Source organism: Paenibacillus sp. FSL R7-0312 (assembly GCF_038004445.1).
Classification (GTDB): domain Bacteria; phylum Bacillota; class Bacilli; order Paenibacillales; family Paenibacillaceae; genus Paenibacillus_AQ.
In genome coordinates this window covers 4,136,396-4,156,823 of the sequence record NZ_JBBORE010000001.1, presented here as the reverse complement: position 1 = coordinate 4,156,823, position 20,428 = coordinate 4,136,396, and the positions used below count along the sequence as shown (strand labels likewise).

The following is a 20,428-nucleotide window of genomic DNA, read 5'->3' as shown; positions in this document are numbered from 1 at the left end:
GTTGCACACGCAACCATATTGTTGTAGTATTTGAGGCAGACGGTATTCAGAGGTATCCAGAACGCCGTCATTATCCCCTGAAGAGGTGTCCGTCAGTGACTTCAAACAAAGAACCGATCGGCAAGCTGATCTCCCATCTGCACCGCCAGAATCAAAAAATTCTGGCCAAAGAGCTGTTGCCCTATGGTATCGGCAGCGGTGGGCAGCATAGCTTCCTTAAGCTGATTCTGAGCCACCCGGGGATCACACAGGATCAGATGACCAGTGAAATAAAATGTGATAAAGCCACCACCGCCCGCTCCGTGAAACATCTGGAGGCCTCGGGATATATCGAACGCCGGACTGATCCCAAGGACCGCCGCTCCTCCCTGCTGTACCCGACGGCCAAAGCGCTCGAATTCGCCCCGGTATTCCAGTCGCTGTTAGATGATTTCAACCGCAAGCTGTCTGCAGATCTAACCGGGGAAGAAATCGACACTCTGATTACTTTGCTCCATAAGGTCACGCGGAATTCAGACCTGCTGAACGGGCAGAATTGACAGCAGCTTCTCCAGCGGCTGTGCAAGTTATCCAGCTCAGGTTATATAGGATGTTATAATCCGTGAAACACAGCAGAGCAGCGGTTCTCCCGTCTTCCAGGGAGCCGCTGCTCTGCTGTTCGCTTATATTATAGTCTGCTTATAATCCCTACAGCAGATATATACCGTCCAGAATATGATCCCAGCTCTCCGCATCCCCCGCACGGTTCGGAATTGCCAGAGACGCAATACCGGGCAGCGGCCAGTCACGGTCGAGCACGGACTCCAGTCCATCGACACCGTTTACAATCAGAATATGGAAATCCCCGCCGGTTAAGGTGCGCAGCACGGTCTGAAGCTCACAGGCTTCCTCATACGTACTGCCCCAGCGGATGAACAGCGCCTTCCGGCTCATCTGCAGGGTGTCCAGCAGGCGCTGGGATCGCATATTGATTTTTTGCTTGAAATCCGGGTAGACGTGGCTCCACTCCAGCCCCTCCAGCACCGGAAAGTCATGCACTGAAATTACATTATAATGAAAGTCCTTCACGAAATAGGATTTGACCGGCTGGACGACTTCATTGTCCACAAACACATCATTGCCATCGATCACACCCATATTCGGGAGCTCCATATCCCCCGAGAAACGCTGGCCCAGCAGCCGGTTCACATCCGTAAGCGATAACGACACCACCCAGTCCAGCGGCGATGAAAATACCCGGAGGCCTCTGTGGCGCAAATGGGCTGCAGGCTCGCATGAGCTTCCCAGACTGACAATGCAATCATATCCTCCCCTGATTTCCTCAAATTTCATCCGCGCTCACCTCTCACCCTTATTTCTATATTAAATGCCGCCGGTGATTGAAATGTTTGGATCATAGATGAGGAATGTTTTGCAGAGTCTGGTGAAACAGGTTAGAATGTAACCCAATATGAAAACCATGTAATTTCAGAAAGGATGTCAAGATCATGTCGATTGCCAATGTTAAAGAACATTTCCGTAAGTTCTCCCGCGAGCAGGATGTACAGGAGTTTGCTGCCTCCAGCGCTACTGTAGAGATGGCAGCCGCTGTGATTGGCGTCATTCCGGCCAGAATTGCCAAAACCCTCTCCTTCCGCGGTGCACAAGAAGATGCCATACTCATCGTTGCGGCTGGAGATGCCAAGATTGACAACAAGAAGTTCCGCGAGACCTTCGGGTTCAAGGCACGGATGCTAAGTCCGGATGAGGTCTTGGAACAGACCGGACACGAGATCGGCGGGGTTTGTCCCTTCGGGCTGGCCCGTCCGCTGGATGTATATCTGGATGAGTCCATGAAGCGGTTCAGCACGCTTTTCCCGGCCTGCGGCAGCACCAATTCCGCCATTGAACTAACCTGCGGTGAACTTGCCGAATACTCCGGAAGCCGGGCATGGGTCGATGTCTGCAAAGGCTGGAAGGAAGAACCTACAACATCTCAGATCGGAGACAACATCTGATTATGAAATACGCTACAACCAAATCTGACGCTGCATCATCCGCTCCTTGCCGTTGCCAACGTCTTTCTCTGGGGGATCGCCGCCTTCGGGATTATGACCGGCATTCAGCTGCGGATCATGAATCTGGCACATAAAGCACCGCTGCTAGCCACAACATCCAGCCATTCGGCGCTGAATCTGGGCAATGCCGCCGGTGCTTATCTCGGCGGGGTGACTATCAACACACTGGGGATCGCCTCGATTCCGTGGCTGGCCTCGGGACTTGCCGTTCTGGCCCTGTGCGGAGCATGGGTCAGCTATCGCTCCACCCGCAACGATAAGGCAGAACATAGACTTGCAGCCGAAATCGGTAAAACCGCCTGAGGAAGCCGCCTATTCCTTGATATAGTCTGCCTGAACATTGCCAATAGGCCGGAGTCCTGTGAAGGGCTCCGGCCTTGGCAATGTTCAGGCTGCATCTTTTGCGGATATGCTGATCCCTGTTCACCGCATCCTGTTTACGATTCTTGTTCACCGGCTACTGCTGTTAGCCTGCTTACCCTCGGCATCCCGGAGGTTCACAATTTGCGTGACCTCCCGCGTGATTAGTCCGCCGCCCATGCTCATCCATTTCACGGTGAATTCGTCAAAAGAGCTTAGCGGCGCATCGCCGACGATAATGTTCAGAAACGTCTCACTCTCCAGCTTCTGCAGCGCCGGCCATTTCGCTGCCATATGCAGCGTACTTCCGTAATACACGCTGCGCACTCCCTCAACGGCTGTTGTGGACAATACGGCAACCCCGTATTTGTAGGCATTGGCCACCTTCCAGCCTTCCAGATTCTTCTTCGGCTGTTCTTCCTCCGCCAGCCAGCGTTCATAGATCAGCCGGGTATCGGGGTCGAGCGCATCCGGGTCAATCTTGCCGTGCAGCGCCTGCTGAATATCTGCATAATGCTGCTCGATGGCATCGCTATAGTCAATCAGCAGATCGAACGGGTAATACGCCCGCGGCTGAATACCGGTCTGCGCCGCGAAATCATCCAGCTTGCTGACCTCCTCCACGTTAGGATCGCGTCTTCTTTCCAGCCGGGTGAACACATTCAGCAGCTTCACTACAGCCTCGGGATGTCCGTATCCTTTGCGGACAACCAGATACCGGTCCGTGACCGGGGCTATATGGGCCACGAATTTGCCGGACTCATCCAGCGGTGCGGCGTAGGCCCGCCATTCGGCTTTGGTATCCTGGGCAACCGCTTCCGACAAAGGATAGAAGGGCATCCACCAGGGCCCGAAGAAAATTCCGGCTTTGCCGGCAATAATCGGCTCCTGGGTTTCTTTGTACAGCGCAAACTCAGGATCAATTAATCCCTGTTTGTACCATGCGGCAAGCTGGCCCAGCGCTTGGCGTGTCTCCGGGGTAACCGAGCCATAGACTACGTTACCGCCGCTGTCCTTAATCCAGTTGGTCGGGAAGGAATGAAAGGCGCTGAACACTGCGTCCAGACCGTTCACATACGGCTTGGTCCCGTACACAATATTCCTGTAGGCGCTAATGCCCACGGTATCACGCTTACCGTTGCCGTCCGGGTCCTTGTCGATAAAAGCTCTGGCGATTGCCTCAATATCCCCAAGCGTTCGCGGAGCCGGCAGCTCCAGCCGGTCCAGCCAGTCCTGGCGGACCCACAGCAGGGAGGTCGAATCGGCATGAATGGCTACATTGGGCAGTCCGTACAATCTTCCGCCCCGCTGCGCGTCGGCTAGGGCTTCGCCATGAGTCGAATCGTACATATCCTTGATCAGTTCGGAGCCGTACTGCTCATACGTATCGGTCAGTTCCTCAATCATATCGCTTGATATCAGCTTGCTGAGCTGATCCCGGTCCACCACCATTGCATCCGGCAGATCATTGCTGTCTATGGCCAGCTGCGCCTTTTGTGTAAACGGCTCTTCGCCTTTCGCCTCCCAGGAATGAATGACTCTGATGTTCGTAAGGCTCTCCAGATAGCGGGAGATCGGATTATTATCATTGCTGTCGCCTGTAGTCAGCCGGGAATCCGGCACCTTGAATCCGATCCGCATCACAACCGGCTCCTCATACCGGCCGTAAGCAGCGGCATCGGCAGCATTCGGGGCTGGCACTGCCCGTTGCGCAGGCCCCCCTGCACCGCTGCTGCGGCAGGCGGACAGACTGAGCAGCAGCAATAGAGGCAGGGAATATCTCATGACCCGGTTCACCGCTCCCCCATCCCTTCTGCACGGTATTCACTGGGCAGCTTGCCTACATGCTCACGGAACAGCCTGCTGAAATAGCGGTCATCCTCAAAGCCGGACCGGCAGGCAATTTCGCAGACCGGCGCATGGGTATCGCGCAGCAGGGATTTGGCCAGCTCCAGCCGCATGCTCCGCAGGCTGTCCCCGAAGGTCTCCCCGGCAAAGCGGGCAAAGCACTGGCTGAAATAGCCGCGGCTCATATTAATGGCGGCGGCTACATCGCCCTGATTGATTTTATCCCCGGCATGGCTCTTCATATAGTTCACAGCGCTAATCAGGCAGAACATCACTTCTTTGCTCATGCCCAGCTCAATCATCCGCTGCTGAACCTGACCGGAGAACTGGCGCAGCCAGCTTTTCCACTGGCACCAGTTCCGGTTGCGGTGTGCCGATAGTGCAAGCTCTGCCGCCTCCTCCGGCTTCATCAGCAGCCCGCTCCAACTCTGCAGCAGTTCCTTTCCAAACCCCGCGACCTCTTTCTGGCGCGGCTGCCGGGACAGAACGGCTGTAGTGAAACTTTCCCAGGCTCCCCGATCAAGCGTCCACCGGAGATTCATTGCAATCGCCAGCGGCTCCCCATTCTCTGCAGCATCAGCGGGAAGGCCCCCTCCGGCCAGCGCCTTCAGTTCAGCAAAGTTCAGCCTCGGGAGCTCATCGCTTCCGGAATAGTAGAACAGCGCCTGTGGAACCGCCCGTTCCAGAACATCCTCCAGCTCCTTCAGCGGCTGATCACGCACACCTTCCACAAGTACAGCTGACCAGCCTGCTCCAAGCACAGCCTCCAGCTCACGGCGGATTTCCTCCACGGCCACACGGCAGGGAAGCGGGGTCATCCACAGGTTCTGGAATGAGATCAGCGGATGGTTCTTGACCAGTGACAGTTCAAACAGCTCCGCTTCCTTCCCTTCAGGCTCCAGGGGCAGATAGAGTAGAGCCTTGTCCGCAGACATAACCTTCAGTTCGCCGGATACCAGGGCACCCCGGTTGCCGTCCTCCCACCTGATCCGCTCCACCAGCCTGCGGATGGTTTCGTCGGCATTCTCCACCTCCAGCAGCGTTTTCACAATATAATCGACTGCTCCCAGCCGCAGTGCCTCCTGCACATAATCGAATTCATGGTGGCAGGTTAGCACCACACAGCGGACAGCCGGAAACCGCAGCCTGACCTGGCGGATCAGCTCGAACCCGGTCATGCCCGGCATTGTAAGATCCACGAACAGCAGATCCGTCTCCTGCTGGCGGAGCAGCTCCAGTGCAGCATTGCCGTCCCCGGCTTCACCAGTAATCACCACCCCGAAGGACGGCCAGTCAATCAGCGAGATGAAGCCTTTGCGTACCAGCCGCTCGTCATCCACGACCACAGCTTTAATCATTGAAGTCCTCCTTGCTCATTATGGGTATGATGATGGATACCGTTGTCCCGCCGCTCTCCCCGCTGAGAATTTCCAGGCTCATCTGCTCCCCGTAATACATGCGCAGCATCCGCATCACATAAGCGAAGCCGATGCCAAGTCCCCGTCTCCGCACGGCCTCCTCCGCAAGCAGCTCCTCAATCTTTGCCTGATCCATTCCCGCACCGTTGTCCTTCACCATGAGCTTCACTTCATCCGTACCCTGCGCGGTAATGATTACATCGACCTTACCGTTGTCACTCAGTCCGTGATAGATGGAATTCTCGACCAGCGGCTGCAGCAGGAACCGGGGAACCGCAGCGGACAGCACCTCCGGATCGGCCTCTACATTGAACTCGAATTCATAATCGTAACGGATGCGCTGCAGCTCCATGTAATTACGGATCGCTTCAATCTCCTCCCCGATGGTGACGATGATGCTCTGCTTGCCGAGATTATAATGCAGCACCTTCACCAGCAGGGTTACCAGCTTATCAATCTCCTTCTGTCCGTTCAGCCGGGCGAGCCACTGCACCGTATTGAGCGTATTATGGAGGAAATGCGGATTGATCTGGCTGAGCAGCTTCTCAATCTCGAACTGGCTTTTCTGCTTCTCATTGCGGGCCACAGCCAGAATCAGCTCATTCACCTGATCCTTCATCTGTTGGAAGTTGTTCAGGACAGAATCGAATTCCTCCACGTTCGTGAATGCTACCGGCGTGGTGACATTCTCTGCCATGCGGATAATTTCGAGATTGACCTTGCGCAGCGGACCATAAACCCTTCTCCAGATCAGCCAGGCCAGGAATCCTGCGAACAGGAGGGTGAGCAGCGCCAGCAGAATCATTTTGTAGATCCAGGTGTAAATCTCACTGTTGAACACCGACCGTTTGACCACGGCTACAAGCTTCCAGCCCTGTGGACTCTCATAGCGGAACAAATGATAGCCATTTAGCACCTCATGGGCGGAACCCCCGTTTTGGCCGGCCTGCTTGACGATCCTTTCCGGCAATTCACCGTCAATGACATGAGTAAGGGTGCCGCTCTGATTCACCAGGAGATGATTGACCTTCATCCCGTAGGCTTCCTGATTGAAAATTTTGCGCAGCAGACTGTAATTGGTCTCCAGAAAGATATACAGCTCATGCTGCCCGCTTACCCGTACGATCCGCCGCTCCGAGAAGACGACATTATCGCCGACAGCATACATCGTGCCATGCGGACCATAATAATCAGCCCCGTTATAGCGCATGAATGAAGGCAGGCTGCTGAGATCGAAGCCCCTTCGCGTACTCATGTTGGTGAACAGCACCGGATCTTCACTTCCAGGCATGATATAGGCGGTCAGGCCGATATAGGGATTGGTGAAATTGACCAGGTTGATCTTCTGATTGATCGAATTCATCATTTGCGACTTGCGGTAGATCTGCTTCTCCTGCAGAAAAGAAGACATCTCCTCCACAATCTGTCCGTCCAGCGCAAACTGCTTGGAGGCGAAATCCAGATTGTCGATCGCATTCTCCAGGCTCAGTGCTTCCTGGCGCAGACTGGCACTGATGCCGCTGCCGATTTTGCCGGAGAGAATGGAATAGATGGAAGTGTAGGATATGAAGCCGACAATCAGCAGCGGCAGCAGCGTACCGATCAGCAAATAAATCACCAAAGTAGTCCGCAGGGACTTCCCCTTCGGCGGATGGCCTGCTTGCTTCTTTCCAGGCATGGGGCAGGACCTCATCTCTTAATGAAAGCGTTTCAATATATAGACTCAGAATACCAGATTTTTCTTGTTCTGAAAATAAGAAGGCAGAACAGCCCGGTCGCTGCCCTGCCTATTCCCTATCCGCTTCCGCTTACTTTACACTTTTGCGGGCTTCAAACAGCTCTTCCGCTTTCTTCACTGAGAAGTTCATCACGTCCTGATAGCCGAGACCGTTAACTTTGTCATGCATCTCTTTGTTCAGCTTATCGAATTCCGCCTGATTTTTGGCGAAGACCATCTTCCAGGAGATTTGCTGGATCACGGTACCGATCTGCTTGTTCTTCTGCTCTAGCGTTTTGTCCATCGTCAGCGGCTCTTTGCCGGTGAAGCCCTGCGGCGCTACGGCGAGCAGATTATTTTTCTCAAAATATTCCTTGGCCGTAAGCACGCCCATCTTCGCTCTCCAGTCACTGTCGAGCTTCGACGGATTGCGCTTCAGTGTGGTCTGCCACAGATTGTGGTCATACGGCTCATTCGTAGCCGGATTCACCATCGCCGGAACCACGAAGGAGAAGTTCATCTGATTCGAGCCGTAATAGTAGTCACCGCCGCCGTATTCTTCGGGAACCTGCGTGTTCTGCTGATCGGCATAAGCCTTCCAGCCGAAGTCAGTCACGACCGGCTTGCCGCTGCTGTCAATATCCCAGGCCAGACCCTGCGGTCCATTGGAGACTGCGGTTCCGCTGCCTGCCGAGATCATCGCGCCTTCCGGTGTGTACATCCAGTTGATGAACTCCATGATGCGGGCCGGCTCTTTGGCCTTGGCGCCGATGGCGATAATTCCGTTGCCGCCGTATACGTTGAAGCCTGTGGAGTACATCAGCTCATCCTTGAACGGTACAAGCGCGAACCCTTTGCCTTCTGCGGTTCTCTCCGGTGTATTGTAGTTGGCTGCGCCCAGCCACGGGAACCAGGAGAAGAGCAGGCGGCCGTCCTTGTATTTCGCTACCACATCATCGAATTTCTGGGTAAGCGAGTCCGGGTCAAGCAGGCCCATCTGATTCGCTTCGAAGTAGAGCTTGAGCGATTTCATATACCAGCTGTCCTCGGAAAGGAAATCATAGTACTTCTCTTCATCCGCCTTGACATACAACGCTGTATCGGCAATTTCATCATAGCCCATCATGTTGGCGAACTGCTTCGCCAGCGTCATTTTATAGTTCCCGTCCCAGTCGGACCATAAGGAGAACGCATAGGTTTTCTTCCCCTGCTCATTCTTTGGCTCCAGCTCCTGCATCTGCTTTAGCACCGGGAGATAATCCTCAATCTTGCTGATTTCAGGCGCACCGAGCTGCTGATACAGGTCCCAGCGCAGGTCGGGTCCCCAGGTCATATCCTTGCCCTCAGAAGGTCCTGAAGGGTTGGTTGCCACGTTATTGCCGATACCGAAGACGGAGCTTCCGCCGCCAAAGGCCACTTTAGCCTTCTCTATCGCTTTGGGGAACTGCTTCACAATATCCGCGCCGTATTTGTCCAGCAGGCCGTCCTGCGTCCAGTCCAGCAGCAGCTTGCCTTTGATCGCGTTCGGATAATGGTTCTTATCATCCCCGAAGATGATGACATCGCCGAGGTCGCCGGAGGCCATCATGGCTGAGATTTTGGTATCCCCGCCGGTCAGGTTGGAGGCGACAATATCCAGCTCAATGTTGAATTTGTCTTTGATGACTTTGGCGAACCAGCCGATTTGCGGGCCGGCGTAATTGGCCGTTGTCGAGAATACGGTCAGCTTGAGCGGCTTGGTGTGGTCCAGTGCCCCGTCTGCCGGAGCCGCCGTGGCCTCTGTGCCGGCGGCTGGCGTGGCTTCGGCCGCCGGCTTATCCGTGCTGGCCGCCGTACCCGAATTGCCTGAATTGCCTGAATTTCCGTTTCCCCCGCCGCAGGCTGCCAGCACCAGCACCATTATCATGCTTAGCAGAAATAGCGATACTTGTCTGAATCTGAATCTCATTGCTTCATACCCCCTGATATATTAGTTCGGTCAGCCTTTGACGGCGCCGATCATGATGCCTTTGACGAAGAAACGCTGAAAGAACGGATACACAATCAGAATCGGCATGACCACGATCATCGTTACCGTCATCCGCACCGATGTCGGTGTCTGCATATTCTGGATGCCGGCTGCCATATCCGGTGAATTGCGGATCAGCGCGGCGAGCGAGCTGGACTCGTTCAAATACCGCCAGAGCAGGAACTGCAGCGTGTAATATTTCGTGTCAGTCATCAGGAACGCCGTATCAATGAAGGAGTTCCACTGGTTCACCGCCGAGAAAATCGTAATCGTCGCCAGAATCGGCGTGGTCAGCGGCACAATGATGCTCCAGAATACCCGCAGGTATCCAGCACCGTCCATCGCTGCCGATTCCTCCAGGGAAGGCGGGATCGCCTCCACGAAGGTTTTGACCAGAATAATGTTGAACGGGGTAATAATCGTCGGCAGAATATAGGCCAGATAATTGTTGGTCAGATGCAGATTGTGCATCGTGATGTACCAGGGGATCAGTCCCGCGCTGAAATACATCGTTACCACAATGCTGCGGTACCAGATCTGCCGGCCCCACATTTCTTTCTTGGTAAACAGATAGCCGAGAAAAGCCGATGCCCCAACCGTCAGGAATGTGCCGACTACTGTTCTGTAGACCGAGACCAGTGCCGCGTGGCTTAGCCCGCTGATCCGCAGGACCTTGAAGTAGTTGTCGAAATGAATCTGCCGCGGATAGAATTTGATATACCCTCCGGCGCTTAGATCATTGGAGCTAATCGTGTTAATGAACAGATAATAGAACGGATAAATACAGCTCAGGGTGAATAATCCGAAGAGCAGATAGATGATTCCCTGAAAGAGGGCATTGCCCGGTTTACGCTTGTTCCGCATGTGGAATCACCGCCCTTAAATAATGGATTCGTCACGCACAATCTTCGAGAGTGTATTGGCCGCGAACAGCAGGATAACGCTGACCACCGACTTCAGCATGCTGACCGCCGTAGCGAACGGGAAGTTGTTGGCAAAAGCGATATTGTACACGTAGAGGTCCAGCACCTCAATCGTGTCCTTGTTCATCGCATTCTGGAAGGCAAAATACTGCTCCATTCCGTTATTGACAAAATTGCCGATGGAGAGCAGCAGCAGGACGAAGAAGGTGGGAATGATGCCGGGAACCGTGATATGCCAGATCTTGCGGAACCGGCTCGCTCCATCCACTTCCGCCGCTTCATACAGCTCCTGGTCAATTCCGGCAATGGCCGCAAGGTACAGGATCGCTCCCCAGCCCAGCGACTTCCACCAGTACCAGGCGATCATCGTGATCCAGACATGAGAGCTGGAGGCCAGGAAGTTGAAGCCTTCATCCGCGAAGCCGAACTGGACCAGCAGGTGATTCACCACGCCGCTGTCTACGGAGAACAGCGAGAAGGCCAGCGCATAGACGAGAATCCAGCTGATGAAATTCGGAATCGTGGTCAGCGTCTGCACCAGCTTGCGGTACCAGCCTGACCGGACTTCGGTCAGCAGTATTGCAAAGATTACGGGAAACACCGAGGTCACCAGCCCGAGTGAGCTCATCGCGACCGTATTCTTCAGCACCCGCAGCACTTCAGCCGTCTGCGTGGAATTCGCAACAATGGTCCTGAACCACTTCAGGCCGACAAATGGCGTGTCCGACAGGGGAATGCCGGGAATGAAATCATAGAAGGCATAAATCCATCCGCTGACCGGCAAATAATAGAAAATAAAAGTTACCGCCAGAAACGGAAGCGCCATGTAAAACAGCTTGTATTTGTTCTGCAGCTTCCTGCGGGGCGGCGGGGCCGGCTCCACACTATGCAGCAGTTCACCAGAGGGTACTCCCATATCGTAATCTCCTATATCCAGATTTTGTTCGCGCTTTCAGTCTAGCAGAAAGCACCGCGCTAACAGGAGAGAGGAACGGCTCCCGGCGCGTGACAGCGGTAGGAGGCTGTCAGACCATTTTCACAGCGCAGCGGACCATTTTCACAAACCAGCAGCAAAAAAAGATGTTGTCCATCAGCAGCACTCCTGCCAAATAGACAACACCTGACCTTACCTGAATTGAACGGAGATATTCATGATATCCATATACAGCTAGCACAACATCAGAACCAGAGATGTGAGCTGATGTTGATTCAATATCACAGCATGTGATAGTTGTAAAATGTGCAATTAAAACAGCGAAAAGCTTGCTGGCGTCAATAACTATATTCTGTACAACTAAATCTCCCGAATGGGTGAGAACCGCTCTACATATGGCCGTTTAAGTAAATCTGATGTTATACTATCCGCATTAACTGCACAGCGGTTCCCCGCTACGCCCTTCACACCTGGCTTGATCTTGAATAATCCGCCGGCCAGCGGCCAGCGCTCCAGCTCCTCCGGGCTCATTCCGCCGCGTGCCGTGGTGATATACAGCTCATCCAGATGTTCACCGCCGAAGGTACAGGAGGTCACATAAGGAACCGGAACTTCAATCTTCCGGAGCTGCTCCCCGGTCTGCGGATCCCAGCGGGACACAGCTCCCGCGCCAGTGGGCAATCCAGAGCATGCCATCACTGTCAATCGTCATCCCGTCCGGCCTGCCTTCCCCTTCAGCGAAACGGATCACCGGTCTGCGACCGCTTACGGAGCCGTCATGCAGTGAATATTCCATCGCATCCACCGTGAAGGTCAGCGATTTGTCCGGTCAACGGAAGCCCTCCCAAGCTCATCATGAATTTAATATGAATCTGCATGAATACACTGCCTGATTATTCTACTTCCCAGCTCTTGCCTCCGCAAGACTATTTGTACTACCGTCTGCCTGCCAACATGACATACACCTGTCCAGTTCAGCATGGTATCCTTCATATAGCAGAATAATAATGAATGAGGTGAACCGTTTGAAAGTTGAATGGAGAAAACAAGACAAATCTCTTTACCTGCCCCCTGCCGAACCCGCGCTGATTCAAGTGCCCGCCTATAATTATTTCATACTGCGGGGTGAAGGCAATCCGAATGCTGCGCCTTTCGCTGAAGCCGTCGGCGTACTGTACTCCCTCTCTTATGCCATTAAGATGCTGCCCAAAAAAGGGCCCGAACCGGATGGGTATTACGACTATACGGTCTTCCCGCTGGAAGGCGTGTGGGATCTCAGCGAAGCCGGCCGTAAGAAAGCGGTCCTTGATAAAGACGAATTGGTGTACACCCTGATGATCCGGCAGCCGGACTTTGTAACCCCGGAGCTTGCCGCTGAAGTTCTGGAGAAGGTCAAGCACAGCAAGCCGCATCCGCTGCTGCACAAAGCCGCCTTCGATAGCTTCGAAGACGGCCTCAGTGTACAAATGCTTCATACCGGACCTTATGATGATGAGCCGCACAGCTTCGCAAGGATGGAGCAATATTGTGCAGACCGGGAGCTGCAGCGGATTTCTCATCTTCACCGGGAAATCTATATTTCGGATGCCCGCCGGGTCCAGCCGGAGAAGCTGAGAACGGTACTGAGGTTCAAGGTATCACGCCAGAATTAACGCAGTAATTTCACCGGATTCCGTACCGTTGCGCTCTTATGAATCTCTAGGGTATCACGGTATTCCACAGTATCGATCTCGCAGCCTGTGCCGATAATAACCCTTCCGCCCCGCACAGTCTGCGCCTGCGTACTCTGCAGCTCAATCTGATCCCCTTCAATCAGCCGGGCCTGAAAGCTCATTTTCTTGCCTTGTCCGGGCCTCAGCAAGGCCCCGGTCCGGCTGCGTTTGATAGAAATGCTGCTGCCGCCGACCGCATCCGCTCTGCAAGGGCCAAACAATCCCAGCTCGAGCTTCCCTGCATTAAGCAGTCCGCTTACCTCAATGATTCCGGTGAGCAGCAGCTCCTCTGCCTCGCAATCTCCGGTAACCATAATCCCGCCGGTTAGTTTGATATCTTCTATCCGCAGGCCTGCGCCTGCCGTAAGCTGACCTTGTCCGCGCAGACTGGCTCCGTTGATCAACCCCTTAACCTCACACTCTCCGGTAATCTTCATATGCTGCAGCCGCAGATTGCCGTCCACTTTGATCTCTCCGGTCTGGCTGAACTTCAGGCAATCCACATCCCCGGTGAATTTACATTCTCCGGTCACTTTGACATCCTTGAAATACCCGCCAACAGAACTGGATGTCCCCAATATCTTCAGATCATTGCGCGTTACGGAATCATGCACCATTCTTCTCCTCCTTCTCCACACGGGCTCCGGGATGTACTGTCAGTCCCGTTCTATATTCGACCCGCCCGATGCTGCAGCCTTCCCCGATAATGACGGTGCCGCCCCGGACCACATCTGCTGCCGTATATTCCAGATCAATATAATCCCCTTCAATGAGCTTGGCCCGCAGCTCCAGTTTGAACTTGGGAATGATTCCTCCGAACAGCCTGCCCCAGGCTGCGGAGCCGGTTTTGCGGATAATCAGGCTCTCCACCCCAATTTCGCCGGCCTCTGCCAAACCATGAAGCCCGAATTCTATCCGCCCTGCACTGAGCAGCCCGCCTATAGTAAATACCCCTTCACCCATCAGCTCCTCAACCTCACAATTGCCTTTCAGCTTCAGCATGCCGTCCAGCTCACAGCGCTCGCCCCGCAGACTGCCGTCTCCGGTCAGCACACCGTTCAGCTTCATTACACCAGCCTGGAGGTTGCCCTTCAGTCTAAAATTACCGTTAATCTCCATCTCTTCCGCGGCAAGATCACCATTCATCTTCATTACGCCGTCACATTTATAGGTATGCGCACTCAGCGCTCCGTTAATCTTGCTTACGCCATTAATATTCACCTTGTTATACTTGCCTCCGGCGGCGGTATTGACCCCATCCATCTGCAAATCCGGCAGCTCCTTCTTCTCCATTGCCAGTCCTCCCATTAGCTTAATCTTATTTTCAATTGTTCTGTCAGATCGGTAAGACTAAGCCTGCTGACTACCCGGACGCCTTCATCGAAGGCCAGCTCTGCCCCGGACAGCGCCATCAGATAGAAACTGACCCCCATCTTCCGTACAAAAAACAGCTCCCAGTTCTTTCCCGCAAATCCCGGGGTATGCACTCCAAGTGTCAGATAGAGCCGGTCTGCTTCCTCCAGATTCAGCTCACCCTTGCTCAGCAGCAGATCTACAGTGAATAGATTCAGAATCTGCTCAAAGGTTAGCTGCATCCCTTCACTGTTCGGCCTGCCGAACCGCTCCAGGCTACTGTTCGAAACAATGTTACGTTCCCTTAGCTGCGCTACTGTTAATATGACCTGATGCTGAGACAAAGGCTCTGACAGCTTTCCGGCTAGTTCATCGAGAGAAAGATCATCTTTCTTCTGCAAAATATGCTGCACCCGTCCCAGTATTCGTTCCCGCGGGAAAAAAGTCTCTTGTCCGGTAAACGTGGACTTGCGGATGAACCATTCCTCAGGAATCAATTGTTTCCTCTTCCAGCGGTATAACTGGCCGTATGAGATGCCGGTTTCATCCAGCAGCTCCTTCTTGGAGATTAAATCCTCTTCCATACGATCACTCCTTGCGGCCATCGTAACATAACACTGTTACGTAGTAAATAAACAAGCTGCGATTACTCTTTATATACTTTCTTGAATTCATACTGAGGTTATCAGTAGAATTCAGCAGACAAAACCTGACACCCCTCTCCTTCAGTTCCATAATTCTCTAGACGTTTTCTTAATCATCACCAAAAAACCAGGCAACCAATTGGCTGCCTGGCTACTCCTGCTTACTTCATGACAATAGCTCTATTCCGCAACCAGCTAACGCTGTTTACTGTACATAAGTGTAATGCGGCGAGTCGTACTGCGGGCCGGATTTCTCGTAGGTGAACCAGTATTCAATACTGCTGCCTGTGCTGAGGCCGCTTACCGTCTGGCGCCAGGTTCCTGAAGTAAGCGTCATGCGGTAATTCAGCTGTGCGCCGCCGTTCACCTTATAGTGGACATCCACATACAGAGCGGAGGTTACCGGTGTGATGAAGATGCTGGCCTCAGCAGCCGATACCTTGGTTACGCCTGCCGTATAATCCGCTGTCACGTGATTCCCGCTGCCGCCGGAAGCGTTCGTGGTTAAGGTCACGGCATTACTTGCAGCGGAGAGGTTGCCTGCGGCATCGGCCGCTTTTACCGTGAAGGTGTAGGCCGTTGAAGCCGTTAGGCCGCTGACGGTTGCTGCAGTTCCGGTAACGGAAGCCGCCTGGGTACCGCCGCGGTACACGTAATAGCCGGTTACTCCCGTGTTATCGGTGGATGGCGACCAGCTTAGGCTGACTGTCGTGTCTGTTTTACCTGTAGAGGCTAGATTCCCTGGTACCGTAGGTGCCGTAGTATCTCCAGGATTGCTGCCCCCGGTCAGATACTGGCCGGTGAACGGGTTGAAACGGTGCAGCGAGAGGATCAGCCACCCGGTGCTTGATACACAGTTCTGCTGGGCCATCACCCAGTAGCTGTTGCTTGTACCCTTGAGGGAATAAGGGATTCCGCCGAGCGACGGGCCGCTGGTTCCCTGTTTTTTGATAATCTCCGTGTTGATGGCATTTGCCTTCGTTGTATTTCCCTGCATGTAGTAGGCAAGCGACATAAAAGCCGTTCCCTCCAGCCATACATCCGCCCCCGTATTGCCAATCTGATTGCCGTTGTCGTCATAAGCCGGGAGCACTTCATCCGTCCAGTCGAAATCATACCCGGAAAGTGTATTTCCGGCATCGTTATAGGTCAGGTTCTGCTTATAGCGCGGATTAGCGAGTGTTCCCGGTGTACCGGCCGCATTCTCCACGTAGGTCAGGCTTGCCCCGTAGTTGCGCGTTCCGTTCAGCCCGAGGGCGAGCACTCCCCAGGGATTTACATCCAGCGGGATTTTGGGATCGATCAGGTTCGTATCATTCTTCCAGCCGCCCTTGAAGCGCTTAGCCGCATCATCCCAGACCACATTGTCCAGGAAGCTCTTCACACCCGTTGCCGCAGCTGTATAGGATGCCGTCTTGCTGGAATCTACAGATGCATAGTACTGCAGCACGCGGTACAGATCGATATTATGCTCCGTCGAGCTCCAGGGCTCATCCGAATTGCTCCATGCGCTCCAGCCACCGGCGATGCCGCCGTTTGCTTTGGAGTAGGTCAGGCACCAGTCCAGCGCCTTAATCGCCATCGGACGATAGCGGGTATCATTATACTGCTTCTCATATGCCATAGCCGCCATGGCCATCCAGGATACAGGTCCGACATGCTTACGGATTTCTTCGCCATAGCCGTTATTGTACCAGTAGGAGTTCAGCCAATAGCCGGACGGGTCCTGAATGTCACGCATTTTGTTCAGCACCTTCTCAGCCCGGGTCCGTTCCCCTTTGACGATGAAAGCGATGGCTGCGACGGCCTGATCGTACGTGTAGACGATTTGCTTTGGATTGTCCGGACCCCAGAAATCCTCGAAGCTGTCAACCAATCCGTCAAAAGCATATCCGGCCGTTGCATCCTGCTGCACCTGCAGCCAGGTCAGCGCCCGGTTTGAAGCATCACTTGCCGCATCCGCGCGGGCAATACCGGCAGCGGGCAGCGCAGCACCCAGAATCAGCACTGCGGTCATCAGGAAGAGAATAAGCTTTCTTTTCATCCATATTCCTCCTTGGTCGAATCTATCACTAAAGCGTTTTCAAAGGGCGAAAAAGCGGGTCAAGCTATGCCATACCATGGTATTTATCCTCATTCTCAGCTCTGATAGCGCTTTCGTCAATCTAAAACTGGGACATTTTTACTAAATGAGGCGAAACGCCTGTTCGCCCCTTTTTTCGACAAAGCGAAAGTCCTGAATAGGTTTCTGCAGAATTCGTTAATATGCATTTTTTGACAGCAAAGCATGCCAAAAAGCTCCGGAATGCTGATTAACGCTCCGGAGCTTTACTCTCATTTCAATTGCTTTCTATGAGCGCAGGACACCCTTCTCCCGGGCTTCATGTAGCCACTTAGGATACTCATTGAACAGGCGGTCATACAAATCCTCATCACTGACCTCATCCAGATCGTCCAGCGCAAAGAAATCGGCATTATCAACATAACGGCCCTGCAGATCATCGAGCTCACGCAGCACACCATAGTCCGCGTTGCCCAGCCCGACAAATTGCCAGAAGAGGTTATGCTTCGAGCTTTGGATCAGCAGCTTCGAGATCTTCGGTGTCTCATAAATCCCGCCGTCACTGAAGAACACAATGTAAACGGGCAGAGCGCCCGGCTCTTCCTTCGTGTACTTTTTGATGATATCAGCCATAACCACCGGCTCATTATTGCCGATGCCCAGCCCGCCGAACATCTTCGGCCCCGGGTATGTTCTCTTCACATAATCCTCGTACCCGTGCTCATCTACACTCGGCATCCGCTTGCTCTTGGTCGCGAAGAACCATACATCCAGCCTGCCGTCGTCATCCATGCTGGCTGCCACAGCCAGAATCCGCTCAAATGCCCGCTGAACAACGCCCTTCGCATACAGCCCGGACATGGAACCCGATGCATCGAACACAACAGCCACCCTTGCCTTCTCCTGCTCCAGATTCTTCTTGCTCAGCGAGATCCCGACCTTCTGCTTCAGCAGGTCAATCTTCGTTAAGTTCAGCGGAGGCCGGGAAGCCGTCTCCTGCGCCACACTTCCCTCGGTTCCGCTATATGTAGCAGCAGCTTCCGGGTGACCCTGCATCACTTCTGACGCTGCCTGGCTGCTGTTTCTGTTCTCCGGCTCTTCGTCCTCCACCTCGACTCCGTGCGCTTCAGCCAGCGGCTTCAGGCCGCCGTGAAACCCCCGGCCGACAGCTCTAAGCTTGAAGCCTTCGCCATGACGGTATAACTCTGCCAGCACCAGCGAGGTCTCGGCATTACTCTCATTTACTTCATACACCAGCTCCGTGTTGGCCGCAGCCGCACTGATTCTGCAGCCCCTGACATCGGCAAAAGTCCCCGGCCCGTCCAGCGTGGCTGCGAAAACGCATTTGGCAACCTCAGATTGCCGCAGCGCATGCAGGTCAATGGCAAACTCGCCGCTGTACTTGTCGATGGCATTGAACTCTACGATCCGCTTGGGATCGGCGGGCTGGTTGTAGAAGATGAAATAATCATCGGACGTAACCTTGCCGTTCTCCCCGACCATGAAACAGCTGATATCCAGCTCCGCCGGTGAGCTGCTGCAGGAGATCTTCACCGTCGCCTGCGGCGAGGCTTCATCCAGCTTGGCATTGGAGCCGGTGACCAGCTTAACGATATTCAGATTCATGAATGCACTCTCCCTTAATTTCACAATGTATATTAGATGATTGCAGGATTCAGCTTTTAGCAAAAAAGAGCAGACAACTCCCTGATGAGGATATGTCTGCTCCCGGTTGATCAAGCTTATGATCCGCATATCAGCCAGACTAAACGGGCTGTGGTGCGGCTTGTCCAATGAACTGGACTATAAATATATAATAAGTTACTCTTCTGTCTTACCTTCGTCAGCTGCTTCTGCCGCTACTGGTTCAGCAGCAGCTGTATCCGCAGGCTCTTCAAGGACAAGTGGAGGTGAGATCCGCACGATCAGCGTATCCTCAGGGGTAAGGATCTCCCAGCCTTCATGCTTCGGCAGATCGGAGACCAGCAACTGATCACCGATGTCCAGTCCGCTGATATCCACCTCGAAGGAAGCGGTCAGCTTGTCCGGCAAGGTACGGATATCCAGCTCGTAGAGCTCTACCTGCTGGACACCGCCGCTCTTGACACCGACAGGATCGCCGGTGAAGTGGAACGCAACCTTGGTGTCGAGTTCTGCCTTCATATCAATCTGCTGCAAGTCTACATGGAGCAAGGAACGTGACAGCGGCTGGCGCTGTACTTCCTGAATGACCGCATTTTTGGAGCCTGAACCGGGGAATTCCACTTTCAGGATGGCCCGCGGGTTTTTGCCGAGAATCTCATTGAGTGTTTTGGCTTCTGCTGTAAAGGACTGGGTATCTGAACCTGCACCGTAGACGACGACCGGTACAAGGCCTTTGCTGCGCTGGGAAGAGGTAGAGCCGGATCTTTCTGTCAAGCGTACTGTGGTATTCATGATATTCCTCCTAAAGGTTTTTTAGCGGTACACACTTTCAGGGGCAGCTTCTGATGCTGAACAAAGCTGGCCCTGCAAGCATCCGCCAAGTGGTGTCAGCATAGCTGCAAGTAATGATTCTTCGTACAATACTGGCTTATTGCTTAGGTAATAAAAAACAAGACCAATTAGATGTCTTAAGTCTAATCAGTCTCTTATTAACCATATTTGCCTGCTGTGGAATCAGTATAGCACTGGGAAGTAGGCAAGTCAAAATAGGTGGATATTCAATTTAAATCCATATTTAATATATTTTATACTAAAATACAGGCTGCAAAATGGCCATCGCCCGCGTCCCGGAACAGTGGAATCTCCAACTACAGACCACTACGGCGAAAGGGCAGCGCATATGGAATTTACAGCAGGACGGCGGATTCGCCGGGCTCGGAATATCCGTCAGCCGCAGCACTGGCCGTCCCACAGTGCTTATGCAGTGCAGGATTCGATGACAAGGCCGAACGTCTCGCCCGGACGAAGCTTACTACTGATGTCGTCCACTGCTTTGACATGTTCCGCTGTGCGGTCCAGCTGTTTATGGAATACGCATGTCTTATTGCTGGCATTCCTGCCATGCCTTTTCTCGCTTTTTGCCGGGCAGGGTAGTAAAATATAGGCAATACACCGGAATGGAGTGAAGAAACATGGAACAGATTGCTAAGGGAGAAGGACGTTTCTATATAGCTGGTGACGGTAAGGACCTTGCCGAGATTACATACAGAACGGAAGAGGCTACAGGTAACCTCGTGATTGATCATACCTATGTCTCCGAAGAGCTGCGCGGTCAGGGTGCCGGGGAGAAGCTTGTGCGGGCGGTCGTTGACCTGGCCCGGGAAGAGAAAGTTAAAATAGTGCCTGAGTGCCCGTATGCGGCCCATCAATTCGAGAAGCACACGGAGTACCGGGATCTGCTGACATAG

At 53.5% G+C, this 20,428-nt stretch carries 17 protein-coding genes and 4 pseudogenes; 5 read left to right on the top strand and 16 right to left on the bottom strand.

Annotated elements, in window-relative coordinates; translation table 11 throughout:
* Window positions 1-95 precede the first annotated feature (95 nt).
* A complete protein-coding gene (locus tag MKX70_RS18170) occupies window positions 96-539 on the top strand; it encodes a MarR family winged helix-turn-helix transcriptional regulator (protein WP_042237481.1) in 444 nt (147 codons plus the stop codon).
* A gap of 148 nt (window positions 540-687) precedes the next feature.
* Here the strand turns inward: MKX70_RS18170 and MKX70_RS18165 are convergent, their stop codons facing one another.
* Window positions 688-1,332, bottom strand: a complete 645-nt coding sequence (locus MKX70_RS18165; protein ID WP_042237483.1) for a DUF1796 family putative cysteine peptidase — start codon at window positions 1,330-1,332, stop codon at window positions 688-690.
* 155 nt (window positions 1,333-1,487) lie between these two features.
* On the opposite strand from MKX70_RS18165, the gene MKX70_RS18160 reads away from it, so the two are divergent.
* Together MKX70_RS18160 and MKX70_RS18155 are read left to right on the top strand one after the other, a co-directional pair.
* Window positions 1,488-1,997, top strand: a complete 510-nt coding sequence (locus MKX70_RS18160; RefSeq protein WP_042237485.1) for a YbaK/EbsC family protein — start codon at window positions 1,488-1,490, stop codon at window positions 1,995-1,997.
* A gap of 27 nt (window positions 1,998-2,024) precedes the next feature.
* Window positions 2,025-2,360, top strand: a pseudogene (locus MKX70_RS18155) (hypothetical protein); the annotation flags it as partial.
* A gap of 147 nt (window positions 2,361-2,507) precedes the next feature.
* Here MKX70_RS18155 and MKX70_RS18150 read toward each other — a convergent pair.
* From MKX70_RS18150 to MKX70_RS18120, 7 genes and pseudogenes are all read right to left on the bottom strand, one after another.
* Window positions 2,508-4,214: an extracellular solute-binding protein gene (locus MKX70_RS18150; protein WP_052416570.1), complete on the bottom strand. Its 1,707-nt coding sequence runs from the start codon at window positions 4,212-4,214 to the stop codon at window positions 2,508-2,510.
* Window positions 4,211-5,623, bottom strand: coding sequence for a response regulator transcription factor (locus tag MKX70_RS18145; protein WP_340840442.1), 1,413 nt, complete (start codon window positions 5,621-5,623; stop codon window positions 4,211-4,213). The genes MKX70_RS18150 and MKX70_RS18145 overlap by 4 nt, the downstream gene beginning before the upstream one ends.
* Window positions 5,616-7,361 carry a sensor histidine kinase gene (locus MKX70_RS18140; RefSeq protein WP_340840441.1) on the bottom strand — a complete coding sequence of 582 codons (1,746 nt, stop codon included), beginning with the start codon at window positions 7,359-7,361 and terminating at the stop codon, window positions 5,616-5,618. Before MKX70_RS18140 ends, MKX70_RS18145 begins: the two co-directional genes overlap by 8 nt.
* Window positions 7,362-7,491: 130 nt before the next feature.
* Window positions 7,492-9,348, bottom strand: coding sequence for an ABC transporter substrate-binding protein (locus MKX70_RS18135; RefSeq protein WP_042237494.1), 1,857 nt, complete (start codon window positions 9,346-9,348; stop codon window positions 7,492-7,494).
* A 30-nt stretch (window positions 9,349-9,378) separates the two neighbouring features.
* Window positions 9,379-10,272: a carbohydrate ABC transporter permease gene (locus MKX70_RS18130; RefSeq protein WP_042237496.1), complete on the bottom strand. Its 894-nt coding sequence runs from the start codon at window positions 10,270-10,272 to the stop codon at window positions 9,379-9,381.
* Between the two features lie 15 nt (window positions 10,273-10,287).
* On the bottom strand, window positions 10,288-11,247 hold the full coding sequence (locus MKX70_RS18125; protein WP_340840440.1) for an ABC transporter permease: 960 nt from the start codon (window positions 11,245-11,247) through the stop codon (window positions 10,288-10,290).
* A gap of 378 nt (window positions 11,248-11,625) precedes the next feature.
* Window positions 11,626-12,061: pseudogene (locus tag MKX70_RS18120) on the bottom strand (SMP-30/gluconolactonase/LRE family protein).
* 220 nt (window positions 12,062-12,281) lie between these two features.
* On the opposite strand from MKX70_RS18120, the gene MKX70_RS18115 reads away from it, so the two are divergent.
* Complete coding sequence (locus tag MKX70_RS18115) at window positions 12,282-12,917, top strand: GyrI-like domain-containing protein (RefSeq protein ID WP_340841677.1); 636 nt, start codon at window positions 12,282-12,284, stop codon at window positions 12,915-12,917.
* On the opposite strand, the gene MKX70_RS18110 is transcribed toward MKX70_RS18115, so the two are convergent.
* The 8 genes and pseudogenes from MKX70_RS18110 to MKX70_RS18075 form a co-directional block, all read right to left on the bottom strand.
* Complete coding sequence (locus tag MKX70_RS18110) at window positions 12,914-13,594, bottom strand: hypothetical protein (RefSeq protein ID WP_042237502.1); 681 nt, start codon at window positions 13,592-13,594, stop codon at window positions 12,914-12,916. The two genes, MKX70_RS18115 and MKX70_RS18110, sit on opposite strands and share 4 nt — an antisense overlap.
* Window positions 13,584-14,270, bottom strand: coding sequence for a hypothetical protein (locus MKX70_RS18105; RefSeq protein ID WP_042237504.1), 687 nt, complete (start codon window positions 14,268-14,270; stop codon window positions 13,584-13,586). The genes MKX70_RS18110 and MKX70_RS18105 overlap by 11 nt, the downstream gene beginning before the upstream one ends.
* A gap of 14 nt (window positions 14,271-14,284) precedes the next feature.
* On the bottom strand, window positions 14,285-14,914 hold the full coding sequence (locus tag MKX70_RS18100; RefSeq protein ID WP_042237507.1) for a YhbD family protein: 630 nt from the start codon (window positions 14,912-14,914) through the stop codon (window positions 14,285-14,287).
* A 265-nt stretch (window positions 14,915-15,179) separates the two neighbouring features.
* Window positions 15,180-17,018, bottom strand: coding sequence for a fibronectin type III domain-containing protein (locus MKX70_RS18095; RefSeq protein WP_156123222.1), 1,839 nt, complete (start codon window positions 17,016-17,018; stop codon window positions 15,180-15,182).
* A 306-nt stretch (window positions 17,019-17,324) separates the two neighbouring features.
* The gene (locus MKX70_RS18090; protein ID WP_042237508.1) at window positions 17,325-18,662 is read right to left on the bottom strand and encodes a vWA domain-containing protein; all 1,338 of its coding nucleotides are present in this window, start codon (window positions 18,660-18,662) and stop codon (window positions 17,325-17,327) included.
* A 195-nt stretch (window positions 18,663-18,857) separates the two neighbouring features.
* Window positions 18,858-19,472 (bottom strand): 50S ribosomal protein L25, encoded by a 615-nt coding sequence (locus tag MKX70_RS18085; RefSeq protein WP_340840439.1) that lies wholly within the window; start codon window positions 19,470-19,472, stop codon window positions 18,858-18,860.
* Between the two features lie 293 nt (window positions 19,473-19,765).
* Window positions 19,766-19,905, bottom strand: a pseudogene (locus tag MKX70_RS18080) (peptide ABC transporter substrate-binding protein); the annotation flags it as partial.
* Window positions 19,903-20,039: pseudogene (locus MKX70_RS18075) on the bottom strand (peptide ABC transporter substrate-binding protein); the annotation flags it as partial. The pseudogenes MKX70_RS18075 and MKX70_RS18080, both read right to left, overlap by 3 nt.
* Before the next feature lie 113 nt (window positions 20,040-20,152).
* On the opposite strand from MKX70_RS18075, the gene MKX70_RS18070 reads away from it, so the two are divergent.
* Window positions 20,153-20,428, top strand: a complete 276-nt coding sequence (locus tag MKX70_RS18070; protein ID WP_039309214.1) for a GNAT family N-acetyltransferase — start codon at window positions 20,153-20,155, stop codon at window positions 20,426-20,428.